Annotated in this window: 24 protein-coding genes and 6 pseudogenes; 14 read left to right on the forward strand and 16 right to left on the reverse strand. The window is 70.6% G+C overall.

The features are described from left to right. Positions 1-362: 362 nt before the first annotated feature. The 3 genes from RNC47_RS28295 to RNC47_RS28305 all read right to left on the reverse strand — a co-directional run bounded on the left by RNC47_RS28295 (position 363) and on the right by RNC47_RS28305 (position 3053). A complete protein-coding gene (locus tag RNC47_RS28295; RefSeq protein ID WP_311602757.1) occupies positions 363-854 on the reverse strand; it encodes a hypothetical protein in 492 nt (163 codons plus the stop codon). 1 nt (position 855) lies between these two features. Next, a complete protein-coding gene (locus RNC47_RS28300) occupies positions 856-1839 on the reverse strand; it encodes a DUF4238 domain-containing protein (protein WP_311602758.1) in 984 nt (327 codons plus the stop codon). A gap of 104 nt (positions 1840-1943) precedes the next feature. Further along, entirely contained in the window at positions 1944-3053 is a 1110-nt protein-coding gene (locus RNC47_RS28305; RefSeq protein WP_311602760.1) for a hypothetical protein, read from the reverse strand. A 123-nt stretch (positions 3054-3176) separates the two neighbouring features. Here RNC47_RS28305 and RNC47_RS37780 point away from each other — a divergent pair. Further along, positions 3177-3370 (forward strand): annotated as a pseudogene (locus tag RNC47_RS37780) (winged helix-turn-helix transcriptional regulator); the annotation flags it as partial. Here the strand turns inward: RNC47_RS37780 and RNC47_RS28315 are convergent. After that, a pseudogene (locus RNC47_RS28315) lies at positions 3366-3452 on the reverse strand (winged helix-turn-helix transcriptional regulator); the annotation flags it as partial. The pseudogenes RNC47_RS37780 and RNC47_RS28315 overlap by 5 nt on opposite strands. Before the next feature lie 496 nt (positions 3453-3948). Then, positions 3949-4119, reverse strand: a complete 171-nt coding sequence (locus RNC47_RS28325; protein WP_311602805.1) for a hypothetical protein — start codon at positions 4117-4119, stop codon at positions 3949-3951. A gap of 680 nt (positions 4120-4799) precedes the next feature. On the opposite strand from RNC47_RS28325, the pseudogene RNC47_RS28330 reads away from it, so the two are divergent. The 3 genes and pseudogenes from RNC47_RS28330 to RNC47_RS28340 form a co-directional block, all read left to right on the forward strand. Further along, positions 4800-5029 (forward strand): annotated as a pseudogene (locus RNC47_RS28330) (DUF418 domain-containing protein); the annotation flags it as partial. A 171-nt stretch (positions 5030-5200) separates the two neighbouring features. Continuing rightward, the gene (locus tag RNC47_RS28335; RefSeq protein WP_311602762.1) at positions 5201-6682 is read left to right on the forward strand and encodes an alginate lyase family protein; all 1482 of its coding nucleotides are present in this window, start codon (positions 5201-5203) and stop codon (positions 6680-6682) included. A gap of 166 nt (positions 6683-6848) precedes the next feature. After that, positions 6849-7058, forward strand: a pseudogene (locus RNC47_RS28340) (PLP-dependent aminotransferase family protein); the annotation flags it as partial. 180 nt (positions 7059-7238) lie between these two features. Here RNC47_RS28340 and RNC47_RS28345 read toward each other — a convergent pair. After that, complete coding sequence (locus RNC47_RS28345; protein ID WP_311602807.1) at positions 7239-7526, reverse strand: hypothetical protein; 288 nt, start codon at positions 7524-7526, stop codon at positions 7239-7241. 746 nt (positions 7527-8272) lie between these two features. After that, entirely contained in the window at positions 8273-8944 is a 672-nt protein-coding gene (locus RNC47_RS28350; protein WP_311602764.1) for a DciA family protein, read from the reverse strand. A gap of 156 nt (positions 8945-9100) precedes the next feature. Here RNC47_RS28350 and RNC47_RS28355 point away from each other — a divergent pair, with 156 nt between their 5' ends. Then, the gene (locus RNC47_RS28355) at positions 9101-9616 is read left to right on the forward strand and encodes an LPXTG cell wall anchor domain-containing protein (protein ID WP_311602765.1); all 516 of its coding nucleotides are present in this window, start codon (positions 9101-9103) and stop codon (positions 9614-9616) included. A gap of 8 nt (positions 9617-9624) precedes the next feature. Here RNC47_RS28355 and RNC47_RS28360 read toward each other — a convergent pair whose 3' ends face one another. Further along, the gene (locus tag RNC47_RS28360; protein ID WP_311602766.1) at positions 9625-11403 is read right to left on the reverse strand and encodes a sigma-70 family RNA polymerase sigma factor; all 1779 of its coding nucleotides are present in this window, start codon (positions 11401-11403) and stop codon (positions 9625-9627) included. A gap of 468 nt (positions 11404-11871) precedes the next feature. Between RNC47_RS28360 and RNC47_RS28365 the strand changes: the two genes are divergently transcribed. Further along, positions 11872-12294 (forward strand): hypothetical protein, encoded by a 423-nt coding sequence (locus RNC47_RS28365; protein ID WP_311602767.1) that lies wholly within the window; start codon positions 11872-11874, stop codon positions 12292-12294. Positions 12295-12399: 105 nt separating this feature from the next. Here RNC47_RS28365 and RNC47_RS28370 read toward each other — a convergent pair whose 3' ends face one another. The 5 genes from RNC47_RS28370 to RNC47_RS28390 form a co-directional block, all read right to left on the reverse strand. Continuing rightward, on the reverse strand, positions 12400-12795 hold the full coding sequence (locus RNC47_RS28370) for a hypothetical protein (protein WP_311602768.1): 396 nt from the start codon (positions 12793-12795) through the stop codon (positions 12400-12402). A gap of 39 nt (positions 12796-12834) precedes the next feature. Beyond that, the gene (locus RNC47_RS28375) at positions 12835-13149 is read right to left on the reverse strand and encodes a hypothetical protein (protein ID WP_311602804.1); all 315 of its coding nucleotides are present in this window, start codon (positions 13147-13149) and stop codon (positions 12835-12837) included. A 241-nt stretch (positions 13150-13390) separates the two neighbouring features. Then, on the reverse strand, positions 13391-13966 hold the full coding sequence (locus tag RNC47_RS28380) for a transcriptional regulator (protein WP_311602769.1): 576 nt from the start codon (positions 13964-13966) through the stop codon (positions 13391-13393). After that, positions 13966-15549: a helix-turn-helix domain-containing protein gene (locus RNC47_RS28385; RefSeq protein WP_311602770.1), complete on the reverse strand. Its 1584-nt coding sequence runs from the start codon at positions 15547-15549 to the stop codon at positions 13966-13968. The genes RNC47_RS28380 and RNC47_RS28385 overlap by 1 nt, the downstream gene beginning before the upstream one ends. A gap of 10 nt (positions 15550-15559) precedes the next feature. Beyond that, complete coding sequence (locus tag RNC47_RS28390) at positions 15560-15832, reverse strand: helix-turn-helix transcriptional regulator (RefSeq protein ID WP_311602771.1); 273 nt, start codon at positions 15830-15832, stop codon at positions 15560-15562. A 230-nt stretch (positions 15833-16062) separates the two neighbouring features. Here RNC47_RS28390 and RNC47_RS37670 point away from each other — a divergent pair. From RNC47_RS37670 to RNC47_RS28410, 5 genes and pseudogenes are all read left to right on the forward strand, one after another. Beyond that, positions 16063-16137: pseudogene (locus tag RNC47_RS37670) on the forward strand (zeta toxin family protein); the annotation flags it as partial. Between the two features lie 17 nt (positions 16138-16154). Beyond that, a complete protein-coding gene (locus tag RNC47_RS28395; RefSeq protein ID WP_311602773.1) occupies positions 16155-16295 on the forward strand; it encodes a hypothetical protein in 141 nt (46 codons plus the stop codon). A 281-nt stretch (positions 16296-16576) separates the two neighbouring features. Then, entirely contained in the window at positions 16577-16819 is a 243-nt protein-coding gene (locus RNC47_RS28400) for a hypothetical protein (protein WP_311602775.1), read from the forward strand. A gap of 1376 nt (positions 16820-18195) precedes the next feature. Continuing rightward, entirely contained in the window at positions 18196-18621 is a 426-nt protein-coding gene (locus RNC47_RS28405; RefSeq protein ID WP_311602777.1) for a hypothetical protein, read from the forward strand. Next, on the forward strand, positions 18618-18794 hold the full coding sequence (locus RNC47_RS28410; RefSeq protein WP_311602778.1) for a hypothetical protein: 177 nt from the start codon (positions 18618-18620) through the stop codon (positions 18792-18794). The genes RNC47_RS28405 and RNC47_RS28410 overlap by 4 nt, the downstream gene beginning before the upstream one ends. Here the strand turns inward: RNC47_RS28410 and RNC47_RS28415 are convergent. Together RNC47_RS28415 and RNC47_RS28420 are read right to left on the reverse strand one after the other, a co-directional pair. Further along, positions 18766-19209: an SDR family oxidoreductase gene (locus RNC47_RS28415; protein WP_311602779.1), complete on the reverse strand. Its 444-nt coding sequence runs from the start codon at positions 19207-19209 to the stop codon at positions 18766-18768. The genes RNC47_RS28410 and RNC47_RS28415 overlap by 29 nt on opposite strands. Before the next feature lie 316 nt (positions 19210-19525). Further along, entirely contained in the window at positions 19526-20377 is an 852-nt protein-coding gene (locus RNC47_RS28420) for a LysR family transcriptional regulator (RefSeq protein ID WP_311602780.1), read from the reverse strand. Positions 20378-20457: 80 nt separating this feature from the next. On the opposite strand from RNC47_RS28420, the gene RNC47_RS28425 reads away from it, so the two are divergent. Together RNC47_RS28425 and RNC47_RS28430 are read left to right on the forward strand one after the other, a co-directional pair. Then, positions 20458-21021, forward strand: a complete 564-nt coding sequence (locus tag RNC47_RS28425; RefSeq protein WP_311602781.1) for a cupin domain-containing protein — start codon at positions 20458-20460, stop codon at positions 21019-21021. After that, the gene (locus RNC47_RS28430; protein WP_311602782.1) at positions 21018-21380 is read left to right on the forward strand and encodes a DoxX family protein; all 363 of its coding nucleotides are present in this window, start codon (positions 21018-21020) and stop codon (positions 21378-21380) included. The genes RNC47_RS28425 and RNC47_RS28430 overlap by 4 nt, the downstream gene beginning before the upstream one ends. 41 nt (positions 21381-21421) lie before the next feature. Here RNC47_RS28430 and RNC47_RS28435 read toward each other — a convergent pair. Next, a pseudogene (locus RNC47_RS28435) lies at positions 21422-21914 on the reverse strand (NADP-dependent oxidoreductase); the annotation flags it as partial. A gap of 566 nt (positions 21915-22480) precedes the next feature. On the opposite strand from RNC47_RS28435, the gene RNC47_RS28440 reads away from it, so the two are divergent. After that, complete coding sequence (locus tag RNC47_RS28440) at positions 22481-23491, forward strand: phosphotransferase family protein (protein WP_311602783.1); 1011 nt, start codon at positions 22481-22483, stop codon at positions 23489-23491. The last annotated feature ends 5 nt before the right edge of the window (positions 23492-23496 follow it).

Below are 23496 nucleotides of genomic sequence, written 5' to 3' on the forward strand. Positions count from 1 at the left end.
GTCTCCTCCGGAGACACGACGCGCCGCCCCTACGGGGCGGAGAGACACCGGCCGCTCCGCGGCCTGGTGTGGGGCGGGCCCGTTCGCTCCGCTCACGGGCGGTGGTGGGTTGGGAGGCACGGCCTCCGGCCTTAGCCTCCTTGTGCGGGTGGTGCATCAGGGTCATGTCCTGTGTAATCACTGGGATTTGGGGAAAGTAACGGTCAGGGTCCTGGTCGCGCTCCGCGCTCCCAGGACCCTCACGGTGGTGACGGAAAGAAACGGCAACAGGGTGGGGGGCGCTCGGCACACCACCAGACTACCGGCCGGACCGGGGCCGACGTCAAGACCTGACGAAGTGTCGAGAGGTCTAGACCCAAAGCCTACAGCCTCCAATCTAGGTGTCTTTTCTTGAGGTAGCCCACTGTCCATTCCACGGTTTGGTTCGTGTATTCGCTGAACCGCTCGGTAAGGGAAGCAAGCTCGGGAACAGCTAGACGTCGAGTGCGAAACCGGTTCTTCTTCCTCTTATGCATTACCGATAGTTCGCCATCCAATTCGGCCCATGCGTCGTGAATATAGGTGTTCCTGCTTTCGATGTAAGGCTGAACTCCTGTGGTGATCGCCGTTAGGGTGGCTTGCATTTCTTCGTTAACATCTGGGTGATTCGCCGCCATCTTTTTGGCTCGGATCATCAATCTATGGATTGTATCTTCAGCCACGCAGTCACGTTCTCCCTCGTCTCGCGCAAGGAGTGTGGCTAAGACCCTCATTACCATTTCGAAAGTAGCTGCTTGATAGACCATTCGACCCAGCGCTGCTTCCACCGCAGTAAGAGGGCTTTCCTGTTGCTCTTCTTCGGGGATCTCCGCCATGTCACTCACTCGCTTGCCCGGAACTAGCTCGCCGGGCCCCCGCTCTGCGGATGAATCGCTGCATATTACTTCCGGGTTGGGCGAACACATATCTATCGGCAGCCAATACCTGCGCAGCGTTGCTCATGATCACCTTATGAAGCGCCAACGTCCCTAGGACGTTCTCAGGCCCTAGAGCCAGCATACGTCGCGGACCGACTGGGAGCAGGACCGAGTGTGCATCTCCCAGCGCCATACCGAAGGTGACCTTTTTGTCGATGCGGAGTGTGACAGCGGGCGTGTCGCCAATGATAAATGGGCCATCCTGTGGAGTAAGTACCTCCAGCTGCCAATCCTTCGCTATGGCCTGTCGAACCTTAGAGAACATGCTTTCTAGGCTGACTCGGAATAGTTGGCCGGCAGAGTATGCCCGCTCAGTGCGCTCCAGAACCCGATCAGCGAAGAACTCCATCGCGCCTTGCCCGGTTATATGCAGCCCGTAATCGCGCTGCACCACCTGCTTGAGTATCTCGCCGTTTTCCTCCACCAGATTACGCTTTAGCCGCTCTAAGGTACGGAGTAAGGCGTTATGGTGTACCCTCTGAAAGCGAATAGATCGCACGAGATGCAGGGCTACTAAGTCCCGCAGGACATCGCCATGGCTCGGATCGTCGAAGGGCCTGCGTTCGTCCACTGCGGCAAGCGCCGCTGGCGCTCGCTGCTCGGTCTGGCCCCAGAGGACCTCCAAAGAGCCGGAAGCGAAGGAAGCAAAGTTTTCTACCCAACCGCATCCCCTCGGTCCTTTCAGCCGGGGAGGACGTTCGGGATGCGCCAGGTCGAAGACCTCTAGTTGCTTGCCGCTACTCCCTTTTCCTGGCGCGGTAAACCGCTGCAACAGTACGCGAGAGACCACATGCTGACGAGTTACGTGCTGCTCTTTCGCAAGCTGCAATTCCCGTATGCGTTCCCATCTCGGGTCGCTCCAAGCAGAGGCCATGCTGTGCATGTGCTCATCATTCCAGTGCCAACTGACCAGGACAGCATGTTTTTTGAGGGCAGCCTCAGGGTCGGACGTACTCCAGATGCTCGCCGTGCCGCGGGCGGCCTCGGTCAGAGGTCGACCTGGTAGGCCTTCTCGCTCACCAGGAGCGGGGCGTCGGCGGGGCCATTGATGTAGGGGCCGCGCCAGATGACGCGGTGCTGTTGGAGGCTGGGGTACCACTGGCGGCCCTTGTGCATGCGCACCGGCCAGCGGTGGTGGTAGACGCGGCTGCCGGCCGTCTTGTCCGCCTCCTGGTCGCCGGCCTGGGTGGAGCGGGTCGGCGCGGTGAGGCGGATGACCCGGACGTCCGGCTCGCTGTCCTCTGCGCTGCGTGGCTGCGGGACCGGTCCGCCGGGCTGGGTGAGGGGTGCGGAGGTGGTCGTGCCTAGGGCGGCCAGGCGCCAGAACGCGAAGAGGTAGCGCTGGGCGAAGTCGTCGTAGCTGTCGTCGACGTGCCCACCACCCCACTCCCCCACTTCCGGTGGTTCTTCCGCGCGCCAGCTGCCGGCCTCGCGCAGGAGGTCCTGCATGGTGCGGTACTCGTCGTTGATGTCGTCGAGCATCTCGGGGGAGCTCGCGACCTTGGCATCGCCGGCCACCCCGTACATGCCGTCGGGCACCCAGCGTGGCAGCGGGGACCCGTCGGCGCGGGCCCCGGTGGTGAACGCGCGCCAGTCGTCGGTCTGGACGGGGCCGTCGCGGTCCATGAACGGCGTGATCCGCACGCCGGGGAACTGCTGGCGGCGTGGGGTGGTGACGTGCATGTCGATGAAGGTCCACCCCCACGCCGCCACGTCCGAGAGGGTGCCGATGCGGTTGGCCAGGATGACCGGCTGGGGCAGCACGAGGAGCGCGGTCTGCAGGGGGATGTCGGCCTCGCGGTCCAGCGTGACGATGTCGGCCGGCTTCAACGTCGTGGCGGCCGCCATCACCGCCGCGTGCACGGCCGGGGAGACCAGGAGGACCTCGGCGTCGCGCAGCAGGGTCAACGCCTCGCTCAGCTCCCAGTCCGCCAGCTCGAAGGCGTCCTGCGGCCACGGTGGGCGCAGGCCGTGTTTGCCCAGGATCATCGACTGGGTGAACTCCCAGCGGTACTCCTCCGGCACGTCGCTGACCTCGGCCGTCCGCCGCATGTCCGACAACGCGTTCCCGACGTGCCGAGCGCAGAAGGCCTGCATGAACCGGTTGTTCGGCAGGTTCCGCAGCGACTCCGCCCTGGCCCGGTGCGCCGCCCGCGCCGCGGCCGTCGGAGAGTGGCCGCTGACATGGAAGAACGCACTTTTCAGTGACTGGGGAACCTGATGGTGACCAAGCAGTTCATAGGCTCGCCTGACGAAGCGGACGTGAGGCGCGCCGACTCTCTGGCTCGGGAGATTTTCTCGGACGTCGCCAACAAGTGGGCCCTTCTGATCATCGAGGCTCTGGGGGGCGCACCCTGCGCTTTGGTGAGCTGCGGAGCGAGATCGAGGGCATCAGCCACAAGATGCTCACTCGGTGAGGGTGTACTCGACCCGCGGCGGCACGACCGGGTGCACCGTCCGCTCGGCCAGGCCGTTGCGCTCCAGCATGCGCAGGTTCGGCGCGGACGTCCGCGATGGTGGAGGGCAGCGTCGCTGGCTGGCCTTGGAGATGGGTCGTCCGACTGCCGCTGGTCGTGTCGCTCAAGCGCTCCAGGGGCGCGTGAGACGCCGCGCGCGCCGTTTCGCCCGGTGGCCGAGCGGCGTACCGCGAACCACCGACATCTCACAATGAAGCAGGAGAAACCGGGCCAGGCCCTGCGAGTGACGATCGACGGTCTGTGTGACTGGACCCACCGGTACCTCGGTCACATCGAGGCCTCCCGCCCCGCTTCGACGACTGACGGGTTGACCACTCGCCGGCTGCCTCCCCGAGGAACGATGCGCCGAGTTCGACGCCGAAGATCGAGTCGACGCCCGGCGACAAGCTCGTGCTACGGCTGGAGCGCTCCATCCGAGGAGGAGGTCCCCGGCCGCCGTGCTTGCCGGGGAGTCGTGAGGCTACGGTGTGAAGCGTCAATTGCCGGGGTGCAGCGTTCGTTGTGCGGCCGGGCGTCTACGTGTTGGCGAGGCGCCAGCAGCTGCGGGCCGCGTCCAGGGCGGCGGGATCTACGCGGTCGAGGAAGTCCCGGGCGCTGAGGCCTCGGTCGTGCCGGAGGAACAGCCGGTGGGCGACCAGGCCAGTCTGGTTGTCGGCCGGCCGCCGTCGGTGGGTGCCGCCGTTCACGACGTGCCGCCGTCGTCCAGGCCGCCGTCTCCGATCGGGAGCACGAGCCGGAGGCGGGTGTGGCCGGGTAGCGGGTCCCGTCCCGGGGTGGGCCAGTCGTCGGCGCTGATCCCGTAGCTCGGGGGCGTCCACCAGGAGCCGACGGCCCAGCGGTAGACGGCTTCCCAGTCGGCCTTGAAGTAGCACGCGAGGAGGCCGCCGCGGTAGGGGTGGGCTCGGGGGCCGCCTCGTTCTGCGCGGCGAGCTGGTTCTCGACACGGCGGGCTGCCTGCCGGTGCCGGGAGCAGTACCAGTGCAGGGTGTGCCAGCCGGTGGCGGGGTCGTGCTCGGTGACGTGGATCGTGCCGCGCGCCCCGCACACCTTCCCCGTGTTCCTCTCGTCGGCCTGGGCGCGGTACCCCTCCAGGCCGGTGGCGTTGCGCGGAGCGTAGGGGCGGTGGCGGGCGGCCTTGCACCAACGCTGGATGTAGCTCTCGTCGCCGGGGGCGACGTAGCGGGGCCGGTCGGCCTCAATCAGGGTCTTCATCCGGGACCTGCCGGTGACGGGGTCGCGCCCCAGGGCCTTGCCGGCCGTCTTGATGACGGCGGAGCCCGGGACGTCGGCGAGGGTGAGGGCGTAGGCGACGGCGAGGAGGAGCTCGCGGACGCCGGACTTCTCGACGCGCTGGTCGGCGTAGACACCGGTCACCGCCGTGGGCACCATGTCCCTGACGGCCTACGTAGGCCACTTCGTCGCACAGGACGCGCTGTCCGTGCCCGCCGGAACCGGCGCCCAGCAGTCCTGGACGCCCCTGCTCATGTTCGTCCTCGGGGCCGCCCTGTCGCCGCGGTCTGGTCCCGCTTCTTCCGCCGCGGCCCCCTGGAATACCTGCTCAACGCCGCCACCAGGCCGGCCAAGTACACCCGATGAGACCCGGTCGGGGTGGGGCTCCTCCGTGTTCCACCCCGGCCTGGACCGCTCATGGATCCAGCAAACGCATAGTCCCTTCGTCGGTGGCGCCCACTTTTCTGTTATCGCCCACTCCGTGTCACGTCTCCCATGCGTAGGCACCGTCCCCACGAGAGCCCGAGGAGCGACACAGTGACACTTCAGATCAGTCGGCGCAGCATGCTCAAGGCCGCGGGAGCGGCGACCGGCGCGGTCGGTATCGGTATCGGCACGGGCGTGGCCGCCTCCCCGGCGACGGCGGCGGACGCGTCCTTCGCGCACCCCGGCATGCTCCACACCCAGGCCGACCTCAACCGCATGCGCGCGATGGTGAACGCGCGCACGGAGCCCTGGAAGGCGGGCTGGGACCGGCTGGTCGCCAACAGCCACTCGGCCGCCGGCTGGGTCCCCAACCCGCAGGAGACGGTCGTTCGCGGCGCCACGCCCGACGGGCCGGCCGAGAACTACTGGATCCTCTTCAACGACATCCACGCGGCGTACCAGAACGCGCTGCGCTGGAAGATCACCGGCGATACCGCCCACGCCGACACCGCGCGGGACATCTGCAACGCCTGGTCGGAGACGTTGCAGGGCATCGCGGGAGGCTCCGAAGTCGTGCTCCTGGCGGGCATCTACGGGTACCAGTTCGCCAACGCCGGCGAGATCATCCGCGACTACCCCGGCTTCGACCTGGCCCGTTTCCAGGACATGCTGCTCAACCACTTCTATCCGATGAACCACGACTTCCTGAACCGCGAAACCAACTGCATCGGCCACTACTGGGCGAACTGGGACCTGTGCTCCATGGCCTCGATCATGGCCATCGGGATCCTCCGCGACGACCGGGCCATGTTCGACGAGACGGTGGACTACTTCCACAACGGCGCAGGCAACGGCTCGCTGGCCAACGCGATCCCCTACGTCTACAACGACGTCGGGCTCGCCCAGTGGCAGGAGAGCGGGCGCGACCAGGGCCACAGCCTGATGGGCATCGGCCTGATGGGCACCATCTGCGAGATGGCCTGGAACCAGGGCGTCGACCTCTACGGCGCGGACGACTCCCGGTTCCGCAAGGCGTGCGAGTACGTCGCCCGGTACAACCTCGGCTACGACGTGCCCTACACCACCTATACCTGGAACAACGGCGCGCACTGCGTGGAAACGGAGCAGACCGTCATCTCCGAACACGGCCGTGGAGGTGGACGCCCGGTCTGGGCGCGGGTCTACCACCACTACGTCAACAGGCGCGGCATGGCCATGCCGAACACCGGCGAGATGCTGGCCCGCAGCGGGGCCGAGGGAGGCGGCGGCGACTACGGCCCGAACAGCGGCGGATACGACGAACTCGGCTTCGGGACACTGGCGTTCACCCGGAACAGGGCCACCGCGACCGAGTCGGCGCCGACGCCTGCCACCGAGTCCAGTTCATCCGGGTCATCCGGGGACTCCGCCGTCGAGCAACCCTCCGGCCTCAGCCCTCAGGGCGGGGAGAGCGACGGCAACCTGGCCGCCACCGGTTCCTCCGAACTCCCGCTGTGGACGGCCGCGAGTGGCGTCACCGCCCTCCTCGGCGGTCTCCTCCTGTTCCGCCGCCGCGGCCGGACCGCCGCGACGCCGAGTGAGACCCCGGAATGAGACCGTCAGACCTGGGCGTCGGCCCGGTTGCCCGGCACATGCCGGGCGGCGGCTACGACCAGTGCGGTGAGCAGGCCGATCGGACGGGATCTCGGCGTTTCTGGTGAAGAGTTCCATCGGGTGGGTCGGCCCGCCCGATGGGGCTCCGGATGGGGCGGCCCGTCGCGGGCCGCCGCACCCCGAACGCCGGGCGGCGGTCATCGACGGGGCCCGCTCTCGCGGCGGACTGGTGGTGGAGGACGACTACGGCGGCGAGTTCCGCTACGACCGGCAGCCGGTCGGCGCGGTGCAGGGCCTCGACCCCGACCGGGTCGTCTACGTCGGCTCGACCAGCAGGATCCTGTCACCGGCACTGCGGCTGGGCTGGATGGTGCTGCTGCCATCTCGGCGTTCGTGGGCTCTGGGGCCCGGCTCGTCGCGCGGGCGTAGGTCGCGAACTGCTCGGCCGGGGACTGCTCCGGCGGGGAGGTGGGTTTGCTCGCGGCTGGAGCTGGGGCGAGATGCCGGGTCGTCGTGCTCACGGTGCTCTCCTTGTGGCCTTGAGGGCTGGGGCTTCTCAGTGCTGGTGACGGTGGGAGGGCGGGGTGACCTGGCCGTCCCAGAAATCGAGGACCAGGGCGAGCAGGGCTGCGTCCTCGGGGCCGAGCCGCAGTTGGACGTCGCCGGAGATGTCGTCGCCGACGATTTCGTGGCGGATTTCTCGGGCGGCCAGCGCGCCCGACAGGGTGTCGGTGGCGGCGGACGGGGTGGTGCGGGCCTGGGGGTCGAGGTCGTCGAGGGCGGCGCACATGATCTCGGCCAGGGTCGGTTCGGTGGGCTCGAAGTGGCGGCGGTGCGTGGTCATCGGAGTGTCCCGGTGCTCGAAGGGGTGTGGTCGGCGGGGGGACCGGCTACTGGGTGTCGCGCGGCCCGGTCCTGGCGGGCCCGGAGGAGGATGGCCCGGCGTTTCTCGGCGGCGCGCCGGGCCTCTCGCGCCGCGGCCTCGGCCGACTCGTCGATTTCGGTCTCCGGGCCGCGGGTGTAGGCGCCGGCGAAGTGGCGCTGGCGAAGCGCGCGGGTGGTCTCAGCTTCTTCGATCCGGTCGTGTCGGGCGGCTTGCATCTGCCTGCGGGCCAGTTGGTACTCCTTGGTGACTGTGGACCTCGGTGGGAGGTGGTGCCGGGTGGCAGCACGTGGAGGGCCGTGACGAGTTGGCTGCCCATGGCGGTATTGATGTGGCTGATGAGGTCGGGGGCGCGGAAGCGGATGTCGGTGGCGACGGCGTAGCTGGCAGGGCGGATGGTGAGGGTCTTGGTATCGGCGTCGTAGGCGACGGGGAGAGCCTGGCCTGTTCGGCGAGACGGGGGGCGATCTGGCTCCATCGGTTGATGAGGGTGCCGCCGGCGGCGGGGGCTTCCCAGGCGCGGTCGGTGAACAGGCTCCGCAAGGCGGTGCCGAGGGACGCGGGCTCACGGCCGTCAGGTCGCCGCGTGGGTGCGCCGCGGCGGGGCTTTTTCCGGGGCGGCGCGCTGTGGCGGGTGCGGGCGACTTCCCGGGCTGCCTTGAGGGCGACGCGTGCGAGGTCGACGCCGGTGGGCTGGGCGGTGTCGGTCATGCGGTGTAGGTCCTGGTGGGGATGCCGGCCGTGGCGGCCAGGGTGGCGAGGCGGGTGGGGTTGTCGGGGTCGGTGAGGAACGCCAGGCAGTAGTCCGGTGCGCGGGCGATGAGGGTCTCGTCGCGGATGGCTCGGGCGTCACGGCCGTTGGCAACGTCGTTGGCGCGCGGGCGGATGGTCGTCGCGGCCATGGACGTGGCGGCGAGGTCGGGCTCCTTGAGCTCGAGGTCGAGTTCGCTGCTGATGTACTGGGCGGCCCATCCGCTGGTGACACGGTCGACGATGGTTTCGCCGGTGTGGAGGAAGGTGACCGGGCGCGCTCCGTGGACCGCGAGCGAGTCGTGCCAGGTCTCCAGCAGTACGGTCTCGACGGCCGCCTGGTCGTCGTAGTGGGGGCAGCCTGTGACGAGGACATCGATGTCGGACAGTCCGCGGGAGGTGATCGCGGTGACGGGGGCATTGGGGCCCAGGCGAGTCTGGATGGCCTCGACAAGGCTGGGGGCGCGCTGCTGGAGCTCGTCTTCGGCCTCGGGGGTCCGGGTCATGACCTCGAGGACGCCGTCGGGTCGCAGGGAGAGGGGATCGACACGGTTCGTGAGGGACTCGCCGAGAACCTCGTCCCAGATCATCAGGAGGCGGGGCGAGATCTGGAGGCTGGGCCACTGCACGATCAGGCCGCGGACGCACCGCGGTTGCGGCGAGTTCTCCGATGCGGGCGGCGGACGCGGGTGTGCCGGGGGCTTGTTGTACCCAAGCCATGAAATCGGTCGGAGTGGTTCCTCAAGGGCGCCGAGTACGTCGCGAGGTACAACCTCGGCGAGGACGTGCCGTTCACCACCTACCGGTGGGGGCACCACACCACCTGTGTCCAACGCGAGCAGGCCGTCGTCTCGCCGCGGGGACGGGGGCATGAGCGCCCCGTCTGGGAAATGATCTACCACCACTACGTCACCCGCCGGGGACTGTCCGCGCCCTCTGTCCAGGCCGCGGCGGAGAAGTGGCGCGCTGAGGGCGGCGGTGGCGACTACGGCCCCGACAGCGGCGGCTACGACCAGCTCGGCTTCGGCACGCTCGCCTACACCCGCGAGCCGGGCGACGCGGAACCGGGCGGTCCTTCGACCTCCTCCACCAGCCGACCGTCCGGTGCCGGTGGCGGTGGCGAAACGGCCGACGCTGCCGACTCAACCGCGGGGGGCCCGCGGCCGCAGGGCGCCTCGGGTGGCCTGGCCGCGACGGGTTCCGACGCCCTGATGCCCTGGGCTGGCGCTTCCGGCCTGCTCGCCCTGGTCGCGGGCGGTCTGCTGTTGCGCCGACGCCGGCAGGGCTCAGGCGAGCACTGATCCGCCGCCTACTCGGGCCCCACCTCGGATCGTTGGGGGACCTCGGCGACGGGGTCAGCCGGACGCTCGCGCGTGAGGTACTGGGGCACCGGGGCGTCATCGCCGCCGGTGTCCCGTACCACGCCGTAACGGACCACGCCCTCGGCCGTTCCCGGCGCGGTGTTCACATCGGCCTCGATATCCGGGTGGGAGACCGGCTGGATCAGCAGGTTGTAGTCGGAGCCCCGCTCGTGCTGGGTCAGCACGACACTGCCGTCGAGGTAGAAGTACTCGTGCTGCCACATCTGTTGGGCGCCGTCCGGCAGCCGCGTGTAGCCCGTGTCGGGGGCGCCCATCCAGGTGGTGTCCGAGGGCGCGCCCGGAACGGCGTCGTCCATGCGGTGGCCGCCGCCGGACGCCACATGGAAGATCCGGCCGGTCAACCCGGTCCAGGTGGGCATGACCATGTCTCCCCGGCGGCCGTCGCTCCCGAGTTCGTAGCTGACGCGGACGTATCCCTGTCCGGAGAGGACGACGTACTGGTCGCGGTAGACCATCAGGTAGCCGCCGCCCGACGCGTCCCGGTACCGGCCGTCCTCGGCCGCCACGGGCCTGCCTTCGGGGCGCGCCGGCAGCCGGGCCGGCGGCGTTCCCGGGTCGGGGGCCGGTTCCGCGGCGTCCACGGTCTGCCCGTACACGGCGTCCTGGGAGGCGGATTCCGGCGGGGGCGCGTCCGGCGGGGCGTCGGAGTCGGACGGGTCAGCGGGGTCGGGAGTCGGCGAGCCCGCCGCGGTCACGGTCGCCGTCGGGCCGTTCGTCACCGGCTCTTCCGACCCGTCGTTCGCGGGCGGCAGGACCACGGCGTAGAGCGCGACGCCCACGGCGAGCCCGGCGACACCGAGCGTCGCGAGCGCGGCCGGTTTGGCCGTGAGGGGGCCGACGAGCTTGGCGACGCCGCCGCCCTTCGCGGCGACGCCACCGGTGGCCGAGGTGCCGGCGCCTGCCAGCAGCTCGCTCGAAAACAGGAAGCCGGCGGGCAGGGGAACAAGGCCGAGCCCGGTGAGCAGCCCCTCGACCGGCGCGAGGTCGGCGGAGCGCCCGGCGCACAGCTCGCAGTCGCGAACGTGCCGGGCCAGGCGCTTGCGCCAGAGCGCCGTTGGCCGGCCGTCCCAACCCTCGACGGCCACGGTCAGGCCGGAGCAGCGCGGCCGGCCGGCGAGCGCGCGAACCACTCGCCGGGCCACGTCAAGGCGGTCCCGCAACCGTTGTACCCGCACGCCCGCGTGCGCGACGGAGACCCCGGTCGCCTCGGCCAGTTCGGCTCGGGTGAGCTGGCCCGCCACCTCCTGCCACCACAGGGTGAGGAGCATCCGCTCCTCTCGGTCGAGCCACCGCGTCGCCTCGGCCGTCTCCCTCCGTTGGCCGGTCAGGCGCAGACGCAGGATGGTCAGGTCCACGAAGTCGCCGTGCGGGTCCTCCACGTCTGCGGCCTCCGGAAGCGCGACCGTGACCGAGGAGGAGCGCGAGCCACGCCACCAGTCGCGTATCTGGTGCATGGCGATGGCCACCAGCCAACTCCGGAAGCGCTCCGGCTCCTTGAGGCCGGCCATCCCGCGGGTCACGCGCAGCATGGTCTCCTGCACGAGGTCGTCCACGTCCGGGTGCCCGTTGAGTGCCCGGCCCACGACGTTGTAGACCAACGGCAGGTAGGCGTGCGCCAACTCCTCGAGCGCCCGTTCGTCACCGGCTCGTGCGGCCTCGACCATGGCGGCGTTCGGCAGGCGGTCGTGCCGCGTGGTCCCTCGCATTGGAGGTTTGTCCCTTCGCGTGGGCGTCCGTGGGGAGACGCTGGCGCGCCGGGGCCGCTCCGGCGGCAGTCCGCGAACGCTTCCGCCGCGCGGCCGAGCGGCGCGGTCTCCCGGCTGGCCAGCACGATATCGAGGCCCGGTGCGTCGCCGAGGAGGGGGGGGCGCCGCGCGCCCGGGGCGTTCGGCCGTGATGTCGGTGTCGTCGAAGCGGACGCTGCCTCGGTCGGGTTGTTCGGGCCAGGCGACAATCTTCGGCAGGCTGGGCTCGCCGCAGCCGGAGGAGCCGACGGTGGCGCCGGTCTCGCCGTCGGCGATGTCCGGGTTGACGCCGTCCGGCGCGGGGCGTCGTCCGCCTGTCGCACGCGTCGCCGATGGTGCGCGGATGCCGTGTGACGACGCCCGCTACCTCGATTCGGGCCGTCCGATTTCCCTCTCCCTTCCCGGCTCCCCCAGAGACAAGGAGCTCTCGTGACAGCACGTTTCGCATTCGGCGGCGGCCAGGTGGTCCTCGGCCGGGACGCCGCGCCGGTGGCGTTCGAGCACGCGTCGGATCCTGACCGGCTGTACCTGCTCGACGAGGCCACGTCGCCCTGGCACGGCCCCGATCACCACTGGGGCGCGGGTTTCGCGATCACCTCGCGCGGCTCGGGTCGCTGGCAGACGCCGTACGAGATCGCCTGGCGGGCCGACGGCGCGATCGCTCGGCACCAGCCGGTGCCCGGTCTCGAGTTGGAGGTGCGACTACAAGCCACACAGGGGCGGCACAGACCCGAGCACAGGGGCAGCACAGACCCTGGAGACGTCGCCGGCCGGCCCGGGGTCGGGGCCGGCCGGCGAGGTGAAGGCGCGAGTGCAGGTTCTCGCTTTCGCTGTCATGCGCCGACGCTGTGACCTGGATGTTCGTCGCCCAGTCTCATAGCATGTCGGCCGGCGGCTGTCTCAGATCGATGTCATTTCCTCAGACTGTCCAGCAGGCTGCACCGCTGCCCAGGGGCGTCACGAACCTGCTTCGGCGCCCATCCGTTCCATCCACTCGCGCACGGTGACTGCTCGCTCGATGCGGCTGACGATGACCTTTTTGGAGGCCGTGTCCAGGGTCTCCGGGATCTTGTCGAAGGTGTCAGGAAGGACGTCGAGCAGACCCCAGATCTGTTCGCCGGTGCTGACGGTCAGCAGTTGCTGGCACCTCCACTGCAGCGGCATCTCGGGGCGGTGCGCGAGCCGCTGCACGAGCGTCGGGAACAGGTAGTGCGTCGCCTCCACGGCAAGGTGCTCTCGGAGCCAGTCGACCGGGAGCCGCTGACTGAAGCCATGTATGGCGGCCTCTTGGGCCAGGTCCAGGAGCTGAGCGGTGTCGACGGCTCGGACGGTGCGGGGAAGGGTCGGGGTCATGCCGCGATGATGCCAACAAGTCTCCACACGGCCGAGCGGTCAGCCGGGCCGGGATGCAATCTGGCCACGGGCAGACCCCCAGACTTCCTCGAACGCCTCGAAGGTGAGTTGTTCGGGGTCGTGGTCTGCCCATTCCGAGACGGGCAGTTCGGCGGTGATCCCGAACCTGCTGTCGTACTCATCGAGGCGGCCGGCGTCGTGGGCCTGCCGCCATTCGTCGAGGGAGGCGGCCGCGATCGGTGTCAGTTCTGGCCCCTGGAGTTCGACCTGCCGGGTGACCCAGCCTTCGGCGTCGACCTCGAAGTAGAACCAGATGTCTTCCTCGTCCCAGTGGCAGCGCACCCACGTGGTCACCAGGCCATGGTGCCGGGCCAGATGCGCCGCGGGGGCCTTCTCCTGAAGGAAGTCCGGGGCGGTGGCGGCCCCGGCCATCTTGCCGGGGCTGTCGGGGCCATGCCGCCGAGTGCGGCTTCGGCAGCCCACCACGATCTGGTGACGCCCCTGAACTGTGCTTCTCCAGTAGGTGTCAGAAGTGCCATCGTCATGACACGACAACGGAGAAAATGACACAGAAGCAGAGAACCTACAGCGAGAGTCAGATGCCGAAGCCGACGCTGGAGACGTAGGAGTAGGAGTCGTAGTCGGAGCCGATGTCGGTGATGATCTCGTCCCAGACGATGTCGAGCATCTGGCCGTCCTCGTCGATCCAGGCCTGGATGATGTCGTCCCAGATCCGGTGCCCGCGCACCGTTATCCGCCGCACGGGGATGTTCCGCTCGCGGCCGGGTGTGACGTCGCGTTGGTCGACCGGGTGGATCTCGATGCGGGTACCCCGGTCGGCCAGGCGCCGTTGCCATTCGACGCCGAGGTTGCGGCGGCGCAGGTCCCAATAGGCGGAGTCGATCCGCTGCAGGTTTGCCTTGTTGGGGCGCACCGTGCGTGCGACCCAGGCGTCGATCCTGCGCTGCGGGGCGGTGATGCCGGCGCGGCGCATCGCCTCGAGGCCGGCTGGTGAGCGGGTGAGGTAGCGCAGGCGGGCGGCAAGGCCTCGTGTCGATTCGACGGGGGATTTGATGCCGGTGACGTTGCGGTCCATCTCGCGGCCGAGGGCGACCCAGCCGGGGACGCCTTGGGCGCCGTAGAAGCCGAAGTTGGCCCAGCGGCCGGCCATCAGCTATCGCCCCCGGTCCCGATGGTGTACTCGGTTTTGAGCTTCATGTCGGTGAGCTTGCGGCCCTCGGTGAACACGGCGCGCCAGTCGCCGATGACGTGGAGTTCGTCGGTGCCGAGCATCCGCACGATCGTCAGGCCGGCCTGGTGGGCCTTCCATGCCTTCAGCCAGAGGTTCGCGAACGCCTGGGAGCGGATGATGTGCATCCAGTCCGGACGGCGCATCTCCCGGTTGGCGGAGGATTCGCCGATGGTGGAGACGAACTTGGCGTACATGGCCTTGACGTATTCGAGGGTGACGCGGTCGCCTTCCTCGATGGCGGTGTCGCGGGCCGCGGCCATCTCCCTCCGGAACCGTTCCAGCAGCGCCTCGGAACTCCCGGAGGTCCAGGACTCGTGGATCACCGGCGGGGAGCACAGGCCGTACTTCGGGCCGGCGAGGCGGATCAGCAGGCGCAGGGTGGGGTCGGTGACCCACAGCGGCCCGGGTTCCTCCCTGTTGCCGAGGGGGCCCGGTAGGTCGTCGTGGGCCCAGGCGGGCGGGTCGATGAGGTAGAGCCCGGAGCGCTTGCGGTCGTAGGTGCCGTCGGTGGAGTGCCGCGGCGCGCCGATCGGCAGGTGCGTCTTCAAGGCGGAGAGGTAGGCGCCGTTCACGTCCAGCGCGGTCACGGTGCGGGCGGGGCCGGTTTCCACGGTGCGGTTGCGCCACTTCGGGCGGCCCTCCCAGATCAGGTCGGCGCCGTCACGGGAGGGCTTCTTCAGGATGGGGATGGCGTCGGTGTCGACGTAGTTCGTGAAGTCGTACGTGGATCCGACGCGGGTGGAGTTCAGCAGCGCCATTCCGTCCGGGATGGCCCGCTTGATGAGTGCGGCGAGGGCGGCGTCCAGGTCGCCGCCGTTGTCCTCCAGCGCCTGCGCGACGTTGCGGGCGATGAGGCCGGAGGTGTCCTGCCGTTCCTTCACCGGCCGCCCCTGGTCCGCGGCGTGCTGCCCGCCGGCGACCGCGGCGGCCGGCTCCTGGTCGTCGTTCCCGACCGACGTCGCCGAGCACGAGGCCAGCGTGGTGGCCGGGATCGGCGAGTTGGGCGTCGCTGCGGTGAGGGTGGCGCCGGGGGTGCACACGCCGTCCCAGTGCTGCGGCATGCCGGCCGCCCGGTACGGGGTGGGCTGGCCACACAGCACACACGGCGCGGCGGGGCCGGTGACCGGCCGTCCGGACCGGTCCCGGTCCGTCACTCGCGCCACCGGCCGTTCCGGGCTTTCTGGGCCGTTTCGCGGGGTCGGGGCCGGTTCGGACGGCTGTGTGGGCACTTCAGGGTGTTCTGATGGCGCCTCGGGCGGTGGGGCGGGGTAGCGCTGCGCGAGGCCGTCCAGCAGGCGGGCGTAGGCGGCGCGGTGCTCGCCGCGCGGCTCGGACCGCCCGGTCTCCCACCCGGCCACGGTCGAGGTGCTCACCCCGAGCGCGCCGGCCACCCGAGCGCGCGACAGGCCGGCGGCCTCCCGCAGCCGCAACCGCGTCGCCGGTTCCGGGAGCGGACGGGCCTCCTCGAGGAGCGCGTCGACCGCGCCGAACAGGTCATCCATGCCAGGTCCTCTACTCGGTTGGTGTCGGATCCGAGGTGGGGTATTTCGCGGCCCATCCGTCCAGGAGTCGTTTGTAGGCCTGGAGGCGTGGGGGGCGGGGTGTCTTGCGGCCGGACTCCCAGGCGATCACCGTCTCCCGTCGCGCTTGTAGCACCTGAGCGACTTCCTCCTGGGTCAGTCCGGCGGCCTCTCGCAGGCGGGTTCGTTCGGCGGGCGGCGGCAGAATCGGGCCTCGTGCCAAGACTTCGTCGACGGCCGCGAAGAGCTCGTCCTCTGTGGGCATCCGTGACCTCCTCTCCCACGAGTCTACATGAAGCGAACCGTAGAACACACTCTCAAACTAACATTGAAGATCACTTTTAAGGTAATGTTGAAGGTGGTACGCGAGTCGAGAGCCACTGCCACGCCCTTGGATGAAGAGCCGGCGAGCGAGCGCAATGTCGTTCCGGTCGTGCCGCTGGAGGAGACGATCCGTCAGGTACTGGACCGGCGGATCCTGCCGTTCCTCAGCAGCGGCCGGTCGTTGTGTTCGTCTCCGGCCCACCCGGTGCCGGTAAGACGGAAGTCGCCGATCTGGTGGAGGCTGCGCTGGCGCGGGCCGCCGCGTGCGCGAGCCGGTTCGACGCGTCGCCCGGCCGATCCCCGAGGCGCCGGGCGTCGCGTACCACCGGCTGACCGCCGAGGAGCACCAGTGGGTCTTCGACGAGCTGATCGTCCCCGAGCGCGGCCCGAATCACTCCTCATGAGCGGCAGGTCGTGGTCTACCTGGTGACGCAGCCGGGCGCGGGCAAGACCCCGGCGGGGCGGTTGGTGCGGCGGTCACTGCGAGGTCGCGGGGGGGACGTGGATCATCGGCGACGACTTCAAGGCCGCTCACCCCGACTACCTGCGGCTTCTGCGGGAGGACCCTCGGACGGCCGGGGCGCGGATCCGCGCCGACTACAAGGTCTGGCATCGCCAGTTCGAGGCGCGGGTGCGGGACTTGGAGAGCGCGGCGGCGTTCCACGAGGCGGGGAGCCGGGGTCAGGTGGTGGTGATCGGGGCGCGGGCGGCCGACAGTCGCCAGGGCGCTGTCGCGCGCTTCGCCCCGGCGAAGCCGGAAAGGGCTGCCGGCGCGGTTCACCACCTGGGCCGACCACGACCGGTGTTCGCCGCCGTGATCGAGGCCGTGCGGGCCGCCGCGGACGGCGCGGTGGTGGACTCCATGCCCGTGATGCAGCGCGATGGCGCTGCCGTCTACCGCAACGAGCGTCTACCGAGCGGGCGTTGACGCCAACGGCAGGTCAGCGCGGGCATGGTCGTGGCCGAACAGGAACCGTCCCTACACGGCCCAGGAGGCGGCGGCGTTTCTCGCTCTACGGCGGTGGCTGCGACGGGAGCTGCCGCAGTCCCGCGACGAGCTGCTGGGCATCACCCGTCTCGCGACGCCGCTGCTGCCGTTCGAGATGCGGCCGGCCGCGCCTACCTTCCTGCCGCTCCCGGTGGCCAGGGCGGGCTCCTACTCGGTGAGCTCCTTGAACCGGGCGGCGTAGACAGCGGCGATCCGGGCCAGCTCCTGGTCGTCGGCGTCCTCAAGCGCATCGCGGTCGGCCACACACGCCTGCCGCTGTGCCATCAGCGCTCGATCCGGGCTTCGTCCGGGGCGGGTCGGCGACGCTCGGCAAGGATCTCCTGGGCGTACCAGGCGATCGCCTGTACGACCGCCGCCCCCCGCGTCCTCGAAGTCGTCGCCGACGCCGTCAGGAAGCGGTTCGGACGGGTCTGCTGGGTCGTGCACGGGGATCCGCCATGGTGTCAGGGGACGGCAGGCGCTCATTCTCCCGTTGGGCTGGGCAGGTCCTCGCCGCGGCCTCTTGACGCACCCTCGGGGCGCTGATGGCGGGGCCCGGCTACGGCCCGGGGGGCCGGGGTGAAGGGGCTCAGGCTGGCGCGAAGGTAGTGGGTGACACCGCGCTTCGCGGCGTCGGTTGAGGTCCTGATCAGCATCTTCTGGCAGGGGGCGTCGTGGCGGGGCACGGGGTCTGCGGGCGTTGTTCGGCGCCAACGACGGGGCCGGCGGGGGGGGCCAGCCGACAGACGCGGTGGGCGACGGTCACCGCGGCCCTATCGGAGCAGCCGCGGCACATCGGCACTGCGGGCTTCGACGTACAGGACGTGGAGGCGCCCGGGAACAACGTGCCGGTGTGCTACGGCGTCGGCGGGATCGGGACGACGACGCGGTCGAGAGCTCGAGGCCGCGCTGTCCGAGGGCGAGCAGCGCCCAAGCGGGTGGGCGGCGCCGGCCTGGACCGGCGAGCAGCCGCGGCTGGTGCCGGTGCGGGTCGATCTGGCCCGGTCGGCGGGTACCGATGTCGAGCGCCTGGTGCTCACTGTGCGGGCCGCGTTCGCCGGGCTGGGGCGGCCGTTGCCGGTGTTTGATCTGGCGCTGCGCCGCTACTGGGAGCACAACCATCCCGGGCAGCCGCTGGAGGAGTACCTGTGCCGGGACGGGCTGGCGCGTGCCGGTCGGGCGATGCCGCAGCAGGTTGCGGTCGGCGCTCGCCGACGGCATGGTCGGGTCGGTCCTCGGGCAGGTCACTGGCTCCCTGATCGGGGCGTTGCGGAAAGCGGCGGCAGTCGGCGCGGGCGCTGGCCGGCTGCGCGCGGTTGGCGGACCTGCTGGAAGCCGAGCCCGATGTGGAGGCGCTGTCGTTCTATCCGCACCTGCTGGCGTGGGAGCTGGCCCTGTTGTCGACCGACAAGTGGGTGGGGCCGTGGTGTTGCTGGACGCCTTCGAGGACGTCGGCGACCGGACGCAACCGCGACTTCGAGCGCCTGGTGCAGCGGCTGGTGTGGTTGATGCCCAGCAGCTTCTTCGTCATCACCCGGCCGCAGCCGCCTGTAGTGGGCCGAGGAGGCGCTCCACGGCCAGCCGGGCTCGCCGAGCGCACCGGCGCCAGCGGCTCGGTCGCGGCCGCGGGTAGCCGGCAGGTCCTGGTCGGCGACTTCTCCTCCGAGGATTGTGAGGACTACCTCGCCCGCCGCCTCGCCGCCGGTGAGTCACCGCTCGCCGGCCCCGAGGTGCGGGGGTGATCGCCGACCGCTCGCACGGCCTGCCGCTGTACCCGGACCTGGCGGTGATGCGCGTGCTGGCCATCCGCCGCGCCGGCCGCACCCCCGAGCCGGCGGACTTCGACGCCGACTTCCCCGCCCTGGTCGCCCGCGCCCTGCGCGACCTCACCCCCGAGAAAGCGGCACGGCGGTGAGCAGGGCGTCGACGAAGGCCCGGCCGGTGAGCAGCAGCGCGCGCAGGTTGACGTCGATCATGCGGTCCCACTCGGCGGCGTCGGTGGTCTCGAACGGCGCGCCGAGCATGGCGGCGGCGTTGGCCACCACGAGGTCGACCCGGCCGTGTGCGGACCGTACGGTGGCTTGCGGCCTCGGCCAGGGCGTCTGGGTCCGCGAGGTCGGCGGCCAGCGGCAGCACCTCGCCGGCGGCCGTCGGGCGCAGTTCGCCCGGACAGCTTGGCGGCCGAGCACGGCGAGGGAGAGGCGGCGGGCGGTGGCGGCCCCGATGCCGCTGGTAGCACCGGTCCAGACGGCCACCCGGCCGGCGAGCGGGCCGCCGGCGGCGGACCTGGCGGAGTTCGAAGGGGCGGTGTGGGCAAGGGAAGAAGTCATGCCCCTACCGTGCGCCGCGTCCGGCGGCGGGCGGCCCGGCCGGCCTCGTGCACATCGGCTCCATCGCCGGGCACGCCCTGGACCCCGCCTGGTCCGTCTACTGCGCCACCAAGGCCCCGCAACCTGCGGGTCGAACTCAGGCCGCGCGGCGTGCGGGCGCACACCGTGGAGCCCGGCGTCACCCACACCGAGCTGGGCGACGGCATGCGGGACGCGGAGATGCGCGGCGCCCTGGCACGGATGCGCACCGACCTGCCGCCGCTGTCCGGGCAGCGTTCGCCCCGGGTGCCCCGACCCTGGGCGCGGCACGGCGCGCTCAGTCGCGGTAGGCGGCGATCGCGGCGGCGACGAACGTGCGGACCAGCGGGTTCGCCCCGGCCTCGGGCCAGGCCAGCACCACGCGGCTCGGCTCCATGTCGACGAGCGGCACCACCGTGAGCCCCTCGCCCGGTTCGTGGTCGAGCAGCGTCACGCCGACCGTGCCGTTCCACAACACCGCCTGCCGGCACTCCTGGACGGCACGCACCACCGGGCCCTCGCGGAGGCGCCCGCCGTTCCAGTACGCCTGCCAGCCGGGGTCGGTGCCCGCCGGGAACCGGAACCAGCGGCGGTCGGCCAGGTCCGCCAGTGTGAGGGAGTCACGGCCGGCCAGCGGATCATCGGCGCGCAGCAGCGCCCCCACCGGGTCGGCCCGCAGCTCGCGCACGGTCAGGCCGGTCTTGTCGAACGGCCCCCGGGTCAGGGCGACATCGACCCCTCCGGCGGAGAGCCCGCAGGTGGGATCGGTCAGGTCGGTCTCGCGCACCCGGATCTCGACGTGCGGGTGCCGCCCGCGGTAGGCGCCCGCCAGCCGTGTCACGCCGGGGTCGGTGCTGTCGCCGAGGAGGCCGACGGTGAGGGTCGCGGCGCCGGCCGCCACAGCGACGCGCACCCGCGCGCGGTCGGCGTGGTCGAGCAGGGCGCGCGCCTCGTCGAGCAGCACCGCCCCGGCCGGGGTAAGGGCCACACCGGCGGACGACCGGTCGAAGAGCGAGGCGCCGATCTCGGCCTCAAGACGCCGGATCGCCCGGCTCAACGGCGGCTGGCTCATGTGCAGTCGGACGGCCGCCCGGCCGAAGTGGAGCTCCTCGGCGACCGCCACGAAGTAGCGCAGCGTGCGGAGCTCCATGCTGCGACGATACCCGGAAGGTATCGCTCGCGTGGAACGGGTCTTGGACAGTCCTGGTGCCGCGGACGTGAAATCGGGGCATGACCCGCATACCCGAGGCCACCGCGCCGAACGCCGATGCGCCCGTGTCGGTGGTCGGCCCGAACGACGGCGAGACGATCCTGCTGGGCGCCACGCGCATGCGCGTCCTGGAGGACGGCGGCACCACCGGGCACCGACTCGGGATCGCCGAGTCGCTCCTGGCGCCGCACACGCCGGGACCGCCGCAGCATCGGCACGCCCAGCACGACGAGGGCTTCTACGTCGTCTCCGGCACCGTGCGGTTCACCGTCGGGAAGGACGAGTACGACGCGACGCCCGGCACGCTCGTGATGGTCCCGCCCGGGGCCCCACACACGTTCGCCAACATGACCGACCAACCGGCCGTCATGCTCAGCACGTTCACGCCGGCCCGGTACGTGCGGTACTTCCGCGACCTCCAGGCCCTGATGGCCGGCGGCCGGAAGCTGACCCCGGAGGCGAACGTCCGGGCGATGAGGCCTTACGCCACCGAACCCGCCACCGAACCCGCCACCGAACCCGCCACCGAACCCGCCACCGATGTCGCCGTCGACGGCGCCGGACCGCGGCAGGAGGACGCGTGAACGTCGCGTACTGGATCATCGCCAGCCTGCTCGCCGCCTTCTACCTCTACGGGGGTGCGCTGAAAGCGGTCCGCTCCCGGGACGGGCTCCGGCCGATGATGGCCTGGGTGGACAGCACGCCGATGCCCGCCGTCCGGGCCATCGGGCTGGTCGAGGTGCTGGGCGCGATCGGGCTGGTCCTGCCGCCGCTCACCGGCATCGCGCCCCGGCTGGCCCTCGCCGCCGCGCTCGGGTTCGTGGTCCTCCAACTCGGCGCGATCCCGGTCCACCTGCGGCTGGGCGACCGCCGGCTCGCCCTCAACGTCACGCTGCTGCTCGCCGCGGTGGCGACCGGCTGGCTGGCGACGACGTGGCTGTGACGTCGGACGTCAGGTCAGCGTCGCGGACTCACCTGTGGTCCCGCCGCCGCCAGTTGCTCGCCGCCGACGTTGTCGACGACCACGTCGACGCCCTCCGGCGCGACCAAGGCCAGCAGGTCGGCGGCAGGCCCCCGGTGGCAGTCGAACACCGCGTCGTAGCCCACCTCCCGCACGAGATGGTCCGCCTCGGCCGACCAGCCCGTACTGCCCACCAGCCGACGGGCGCCGAGCAGCCTCGCGAACCGCCCGGTCGCCGCGGTGACACCGCCCACGGCGGCGGACACGAACAGGTCCTCGCTCCGGTCTGGAACCGGGCGATCCGGGTCAGCGCCACAGAGGCGATCAGGCCAGTGCCGCCCAGGACACTCAAGTGGGCCGTCGGCGACACGCCGGACAGGAAGGGGCAGCCGCCGGACCTCCTCAGGGCGTGACCACCGCGTGGGGTGCGCCAGCCCTGGCGATGGAACACCAGGCTCCCTCGGCCAGTCGACGCGCGCGCGAGGCGACGACCCGCCCGATAGCCCGGCCCTCAAGCCGCCTGCCGAACGGCTACTGCCAGAGACGGCGTTCAAGCGGTGGCAACGCCCGACCGAAGAAGCCACCGAGCCGTGCTCGGCCACCGGGAGGCCGGTGGAGATGATGGCCACCGACACCACGGCGACTGACCGCCCGCCCCAGACGAACGCAGGCCGAGACGAACGCAGGCCAAGACGAACGCAAGCCAGGACGAACGCAAGCCGGCACGAACGCCGACGGGGATCGCCGAGGTCAGCGATCCGGACAGCAGGCAGCAGGCCGCAGGACAAGGATGCAACGGAAGCGCCACCTCCACAGCCGGGGCCCGGACCGGCGTGGCTCTGAGTGAAGGACCCCGACGGGCTCCACCATCCGGCTCCCGGGTTCACCCAACTATCGCTGGAGCAGCGGGTCAACGCGCCCGGCAAGCCACCGCCGCCGTTACCAGCCCACCACGCTCACATCGCCAGCGCCGTGGAGAGCCGTCCCGCGCTACGGTGTGACGCGTCCGGCCGCCCGTGGGGAGGGACGCCATGGTGGTGGCCGGGCTGATCCGTGGAGCCCCGCCGGCCGAAGGAACGTCTGTGGAAGCCGTGACCGAGAGCATCACCAAGAACCGGCAGTCGCCCCAGACGCTGCGGGCGATGATCGAGCGAGCCTACGGGATCGCCCAGGTACCCGAGCGCGAGGGCTTCGCCGAGGAGATCACGCACGGCTGGTTCAACGTGGCCTACCGGATCCGGCTTCGCGACGGACAGCAGACGGTGCTGAAGATCGCGCCGCCCGCCGACGTCGCCGTACTGACCCGCGAGCACGACATGATGCGCAACGAGCTTGCCGCGATGTCGCTGGTCCGCACGCACACCAAGGTGCCGATACCCCGAGTCGACTACGCCGACATCTCCAGGGAACTGGTCGACGCGGACTACTTCTTCATGGAGTACGTCGACGCGGACAACTTCGGTATCACCACCTCGCAGGGGCGTCTGCCGGACGAGGTCGTCGCCGCCGCCGGACGGCAGCTGGGCGCGCTCAACCGGGAGCTGAACTCGATCGTCGGGCCGCACTTCGGACCGCTGACCGGGCCGGGCCCGGCGACCTGGCGGGCGGCGTTCAGCCAGCTGATCGAGGACACCCTCCGGGACGGTGCGCGGGCCAACGTCGACATCGGCTGGAGCTACGACGAGATCCGCGCCGTGCTCGCCGAGAACGCGCACGTACTCGACGAGGTGACCAAGCCGCGGTTCGTCGAGCTCGATCTGTGGACCAAGAACTCGATGATCAGGGACGGCCGGATCGTCGCCATCCTCGACCACGAACGGGCCCTGTACGGAGATCCGCTGATGGAGGCCGGTTTCACGGGCATCGACCTGCCGGCGTTCGGGGACCCCACCGACTTCATGCGGGGATACGGGATCGGCGAACTGTCCCCCTCCCAGCGCGTCCGCCGGCGGCTGTACTCCCTCCACCTCGCCGTCATCATGATCATCGAGACCACCTACCGCGGCCACCAGGACACGGCGACCTACGACTTCGGCCGCGCACAACTCGACCTACTGATGCCCCAGTTCGGCCACGGCCGCGTCACCCGCTGATGGGC

This window comes from Streptomyces millisiae (assembly GCF_031845425.1).
Classification (GTDB): domain Bacteria; phylum Actinomycetota; class Actinomycetes; order Streptomycetales; family Streptomycetaceae; genus Streptomyces; species Streptomyces millisiae.

What these genes read in the sequence shown, in the direction of transcription:
- RNC47_RS28295 (WP_311602757.1), bottom strand. Translation starts at nt 854, where the DNA reads ATGGCGGAGATCCCCGAAGAAGAGCAACAGGAAAGCCCTCTTACTGCG.
- RNC47_RS28300 (WP_311602758.1), bottom strand. Translation starts at nt 1,839, where the DNA reads ATGCACAGCATGGCCTCTGCTTGGAGCGACCCGAGATGGGAACGCATA.
- RNC47_RS28305 (WP_311602760.1), bottom strand. Translation starts at nt 3,053, where the DNA reads ATGCAGGCCTTCTGCGCTCGGCACGTCGGGAACGCGTTGTCGGACATG.
- RNC47_RS28345 (WP_311602807.1), bottom strand. Translation starts at nt 7,526, where the DNA reads ATGACCACGCACCGCCGCCACTTCGAGCCCACCGAACCGACCCTGGCC.
- RNC47_RS28360 (WP_311602766.1), bottom strand. Translation starts at nt 11,403, where the DNA reads ATGCGAGGGACCACGCGGCACGACCGCCTGCCGAACGCCGCCATGGTC.
- RNC47_RS28370 (WP_311602768.1), bottom strand. Translation starts at nt 12,795, where the DNA reads ATGACCCCGACCCTTCCCCGCACCGTCCGAGCCGTCGACACCGCTCAG.
- RNC47_RS28380 (WP_311602769.1), bottom strand. Translation starts at nt 13,966, where the DNA reads ATGGCCGGCCGCTGGGCCAACTTCGGCTTCTACGGCGCCCAAGGCGTC.
- RNC47_RS28385 (WP_311602770.1), bottom strand. Translation starts at nt 15,549, where the DNA reads ATGGATGACCTGTTCGGCGCGGTCGACGCGCTCCTCGAGGAGGCCCGT.
- RNC47_RS28390 (WP_311602771.1), bottom strand. Translation starts at nt 15,832, where the DNA reads ATGCCCACAGAGGACGAGCTCTTCGCGGCCGTCGACGAAGTCTTGGCA.
- RNC47_RS28415 (WP_311602779.1), bottom strand. Translation starts at nt 19,209, where the DNA reads ATGACTTCTTCCCTTGCCCACACCGCCCCTTCGAACTCCGCCAGGTCC.
- RNC47_RS28420 (WP_311602780.1), bottom strand. Translation starts at nt 20,377, where the DNA reads ATGGAGCTCCGCACGCTGCGCTACTTCGTGGCGGTCGCCGAGGAGCTC.
- RNC47_RS28425 (WP_311602781.1), top strand. Translation starts at nt 20,458, where the DNA reads ATGACCCGCATACCCGAGGCCACCGCGCCGAACGCCGATGCGCCCGTG.